Origin of the sequence: Phenylobacterium sp. (assembly GCF_024508875.1) — a bacterium.
Classification (GTDB): Bacteria; Pseudomonadota; Alphaproteobacteria; order Caulobacterales; family Caulobacteraceae; genus Phenylobacterium.
Window position 1 is genome coordinate 1 of sequence record NZ_JANINU010000186.1, and the last position, 4,676, is coordinate 4,676.

A 4,676-nucleotide genomic window follows, 5' to 3' on the forward strand; every position below is an offset into this window, starting at 1 on the left:
GGGTCGCGCGGCGCCTGGTTCGGCCAGGCGACGAGGGCGGCGGCCGCGGCGTCGGCGAAGGCGTCCTCGGCCAGGTCCAGGTCTCGCAGGCGCGCCGCAAGGGCCGCCACGACCCGCGGGCGGGCCGCCGAGATGGCCTGGCCGAAGCCCGCCATGACGATCAGTGCTCGATGGTGGGGCGCACCTCGACCTTGCCGCCCTCCGCGACGGGGATGCGGCGGGCGATCTTCAGCGCCTCGTCGAGGTTGGGAACGTCGATCAGGTAATAGCCGCCGAGGTGCTCGCGGGTCTCGGCGAAGGGGCCGTCGTGGAGGGTCTGCCGGCCGTTCTGCGTAACGAGCGTGGTGGCGGTCTCCGAGCCCTGCAGGCCGGCGCCGTCCTTCTGGATGCCCGCGGCCCGCAACTCGCCGGCCAGGGCCATATGCTTGGCGACGACCTCGCGCAGCCGGGCCTGGCCCGCATCGCCCGCATAGGCGTCTTCGGGCTCGTAGATCAGGATCATGTATTGCATCGGGGGTCTCCGGCTGGGTTCAGATTGCGCGACGCGGAGGCGTGCGTCATCCGGGAGACGGGCGACCTTCGCCGGATTCGACAGGGGTTTGCGACATGCGGTCGATTTTTGTGGGCCTGGCCCTGGCGGGGCTGGTCGCGGGTGGGGCGGAGGCGGCGGACGATCCGCACACGAAAGCGCTGGCGGCGGGCTACAAGGCGGCGTTCCTGTGCAGCGGGATCTTCAACGCCGGGCAGACCGAGGCCCAGGTCGCCGCCGACGACCTGGAGGGGATCTATCCCGAATACCAGGCGCTGGTGCGCACCCTTCCGGCGAGCGTGGACCGGACGGCGAAGACGGTGAGCGTGGCGTTCGACAACAAGCTGCCGCCGCGGATCGCGGTTTGGCGGCCGTATCTGGGCTGCACGCAGCTACCGATCGGAGCGGCGGCGGACAGCGCCTTCCCCCTGCCGCGGCTCAGCATCCGTGAGGGACTGCCTGTGAAGCCGCTCGCGTGGCCGGACGGTGACGAGGGCGCGACTGCGCCGGGGTCGGCCAAGCTCGACGCCGCGCTCGCCAAGGCCTTCGACCCGCAGTCATACGGAGGCTCGACGACCGCCGTGCTGGTGGTGAAGGATGGCAAGATCGTCGGCGAACAGTACCGGCCGGGCTGGACGATGCACACGCCGCAGCGGACTTGGTCGGCGGCCAAGAGCCTGACCGCGACCGTGGTCGGCCGGGCGGTGCAACTGGGCAAGGCCAAGGTGGAGGCGCCGGCGAACATCCCCGAGTGGAAGCAGCCGGGCGACCCCCGGGCGAAGATCACGCTCGCCCAGCTCATGCACATGGGCTCGGGCCTCTGGACAGACGGACCCGGCAACCGCACCGACGAGGTGTACGTGGGCGGCGGCGCGGTGACGGAGTGGGCGACGCGGATGCCGCTGGAGGCCGCGCCGGGCAGCCGGTTCAACTATGCCAACAACGACACTCTGCTGGCGGCGCGCAGCGTCCGCGCTAGCCTTGGCGACGGCAAGGCGGCCCTGGAGTTCCCGTTCACCGAGGTCCTCTGGAAGATCGGGATGCGGCACACCACGCCCGAGACCGACTGGCAGGGGAACTACATCCTTTCCAGCCAGGTCTGGACGACGGCGCGTGACCTGGCGCGGCTGGGCCTGCTCTACCAGAACGACGGGATGTGGAACGGCCAGCGGCTGCTGCCGGCCGGCTGGTCGACGTTCGTGGCGACGCCCGCGCCGGCCCAGCCGCCAGGCGACCGCGGCTACGGCGCCTTCTTCTGGCTCTACCGCGAGAAGGTGGGGCTGCCTGCCGACACCTACGTCATGAACGGCAACCGCGGGCAGTTCGTGTTCATCGTGCCGAGCCGCAAGGTCATCATCGTGCGGCGCGGGTTCGACGCCGCCGGCGGACCTCGGTTCGACGAGGCAAAGTTTGCGAGAGACGTGCTGGCGGCGCTGGACTAGCCTGAGTGTCCGGATGGGGATCCGCGAAGTTCAGACGAAGGAACGTCTCATGCGCAAATCCCTGACGGTGCTCTCCGCCATCGCGTTCGCCGCCGGCCTCGCCGGGGCGGCTCAGGCCGCGCCCTGCAAGGACGCCAAGGGCAAATTCGTGAAGTGCCCACCGGCAGCGGCCGCCCCGGCCCGCTGCCGCGACAAGACCACCAAGGCCTTCGCCAAGTGCGGCGCGAAGAACACCGAGCCCGTGCCGGCTGCGGCGAAGAAGTAGGGATCAGGCGCCTTCCGGCAGGGTCTCCAGGAAGCGGACCCCTTCGCCGAGGCCCGGGGCCACGATCTCGTCGTCGCGCATGACCACGCGTCCGCGGATGATGGTGGCCTTGGGCCAGCCCTTGGCCTCGAAGCCGTCGAACGGTGTCCAGCCGGCGCGGGTGGCCATCCGGTCGTGGGTGATGGTGCGGCGGGCCTTCAGGTCGACGATGGTCAGGTCGGCGTCGTAGCCCACCGCCAACCGGCCCTTGTCGGCGAGGCCGAAGATGCGCTGGGCGCCGTGGCTGGTGAGGTCGACCAGCCGCTCCAGGCTGAGCTTGCCGTCCGCCACGTGGGTCAGCATCACGGGCAGCAGCGTCTGCACGCCGGGCATGCCCGAGGGCGAGGCGGGATAGGGGCGGGCCTTCTCCTCGCGCGTGTGCGGGGCGTGGTCCGAACCCAGGACGTCGGCGACGCCGTTGGCGACGCCCAGCCAAAGGCCGGCGCGGTGCTCGGCGTCGCGGATGGGCGGGTTCATCTGGGCGAAGCCCTTCAGCCGCTCGTAGGCCTCGGGGCCGGCGAGGGTGAGGTGCTGGGGCGTGACCTCGACCGAGGCGACGTCCTTGCAGCCGGCGAGGAAGGCAATCTCCTCCTTCGTCGTCACGTGCAGCACGTGGATGCGCTTGCCGGTCTTGCGGGCGAGGCGGACGAGGCGCTCGGTCGATTGGATCGCCGACTGGGCGTCGCGCACCTCGGGGTGACTGGTCCAGTCGCCGGTGCGAGCCAGCGGCCGGCGCTCGGCCAGGCGGTATTCGTCCTCGGAGTGGAAGGCTGCACGGCGGTTGATGTGGCGCAGCACCTGCTCGACGCCCTCGTCGTCGGCGACCAGCAGGGTGCCCGTCGAGGCCCCCATGAACACCTTGATGCCGCAGCAGCCGGGCAGGCGCTCCAGTTCGCCCAGGAAGGTGGCGTTCTCGTGGGTGCCGCCGACGTAGAAGGCGTGGTCGCAGTGCATGCGGTGGTGGGCGCGCTTCAGCTTGTCGGCCAGGGCGTCGGGGTCGGTGGTGGTGGGCTCGGTGTTCGGCATCTCGAACACGGCGACGACGCCGCCCAAGACGGCGCAGCGGGAGCCGGTCTCGAGATCTTCCTTCCACTCCAGGCCAGGTTCGCGGAAGTGGACCTGGGTGTCGATGACGCCCGGCATCACCGTCAGGCCCGTGGCGTCGAACACCTCGCCCGCCGAAGCATGGGAAAGGTCGCCGATGGCGGCGAACTTGCCGTCCCTCACCCCGATGTCGGCGAAGCCCCGGCCCGCGTGGTTCACCACCTCGCCGCCGCGGACGATCAGGTCGTAGGTCGCATTCGGGGCTTCACGCATTGGCCGGTTCCGTGGCTTTGAGCAGGTCCTTGGCGGCCGATACGACGGTTTCGACCGGCAGGTCCATCATATGGCATAGCGCCTGGCCGAACGCTGGGTCGACCGCACGGATCTCCTCGTAGCTGCGCGGGCCGCGCACCACCCGGGTGTGCGGGCCCCACGGGGCATAGAGGCGCTCGTCCGAGGGGCCGAAGAGGCCGATGGTGGGGCAGCCGGAGGCGGCGGCCAGATGCATGGCGCCGCTGTCGTTGCCGATGAACAGCCGGGCGCGCTTGAGGCAGGCGAACGCGGTGAGCAGGTCGGCCTTGCCGATGAGGTCGATGAAGCCCTTGCCGGCGACGTCCTTGAGGCCGCGCGCCAGCTTCTCGTCGCCCGGGCCGCCCAGCACCATCAGGCGGCCGCCGGCCATCGGGCCGTAGCCGCGCAGTAGCTTCATGGCCACCTGGCTGAAGCGCTCGACCGGCCAGGTCTTGCCGACCCAGTTGGCGGCCGGCGCCATGGCCAGGATCGGGCCGGAGCCGCGCGTCAACTCATCGGCGTAGGCCTCCACGTCGGGGTTGGTGAAGATGTGCGGCGGCGCCGGTTCGTCCTCGATCTTCAAGACGCGGGCGGCCTCCAGCACCTTGTGGGTCGGCTGGCCGCTCTTCTTGTGGATGGCCCGGCGCTTCGTCGAGAGAAAGCGCGAGATGCCCGACCCGCGCAGGTCGACGATCAGGCCCCACTTCGTGTGGCGCACCTTCTGCCAGAGCTCGAACCAATGGCTGCCGCTCTTGGATTTCTCCATGACGATGACGCGGGCGAGGTTCGGCACGGCCGGGAACAGCGGCGCGGCGTCGGGACCGGCGACGATGGTGAAGCGGGCGTTGGGGATCTCGTCCGCCAGGCGCTTGATGAGGCCGGACGAGAGCACGGCGTCGCCGATCCGCGTGGCGGTGATGAACAGGATCGGGAAGGGGGCCGACATCGACGTTCCTATAAGCACGCGGTGGCTGGCGCTCCACACCGTGCGGCCCCAAATTGTCGGGATGTCGTCGACCGTGACCTTCGCGCACTTGCCAAGCCGCTCGCTCATCGCCCTGGGCGG

The 4,676-nt window shown here is 70.4% G+C and carries 5 protein-coding genes; 2 read left to right on the forward strand and 3 right to left on the reverse strand.

Going from position 1 to position 4,676, the window contains the following annotated elements:
• Positions 1-160: 160 nt before the first annotated feature.
• Positions 161-511 carry a YciI family protein gene (locus Q0L11_RS14405; RefSeq protein WP_296598134.1) on the reverse strand — a complete coding sequence of 117 codons (351 nt, stop codon included), beginning with the start codon at positions 509-511 and terminating at the stop codon, positions 161-163.
• Between the two features lie 95 nt (positions 512-606).
• Here Q0L11_RS14405 and Q0L11_RS14410 point away from each other — a divergent pair, with 95 nt between their 5' ends.
• Both Q0L11_RS14410 and Q0L11_RS14415 read left to right on the forward strand, forming a co-directional pair.
• Positions 607-1,971, forward strand: a complete 1,365-nt coding sequence (locus Q0L11_RS14410) for a serine hydrolase (RefSeq protein WP_296598135.1) — start codon at positions 607-609, stop codon at positions 1,969-1,971.
• A gap of 49 nt (positions 1,972-2,020) precedes the next feature.
• A complete protein-coding gene (locus tag Q0L11_RS14415) occupies positions 2,021-2,236 on the forward strand; it encodes a hypothetical protein (protein WP_296598136.1) in 216 nt (71 codons plus the stop codon).
• A 3-nt stretch (positions 2,237-2,239) separates the two neighbouring features.
• Here Q0L11_RS14415 and Q0L11_RS14420 read toward each other — a convergent pair whose 3' ends face one another.
• Complete coding sequence (locus Q0L11_RS14420; protein ID WP_296598137.1) at positions 2,240-3,592, reverse strand: dihydroorotase; 1,353 nt, start codon at positions 3,590-3,592, stop codon at positions 2,240-2,242.
• On the reverse strand, positions 3,585-4,664 hold the full coding sequence (locus Q0L11_RS14425; protein WP_296598138.1) for a glycosyltransferase family 9 protein: 1,080 nt from the start codon (positions 4,662-4,664) through the stop codon (positions 3,585-3,587). The genes Q0L11_RS14420 and Q0L11_RS14425 overlap by 8 nt, the downstream gene beginning before the upstream one ends.
• Between the last annotated feature and the right edge of the window lie 12 nt (positions 4,665-4,676).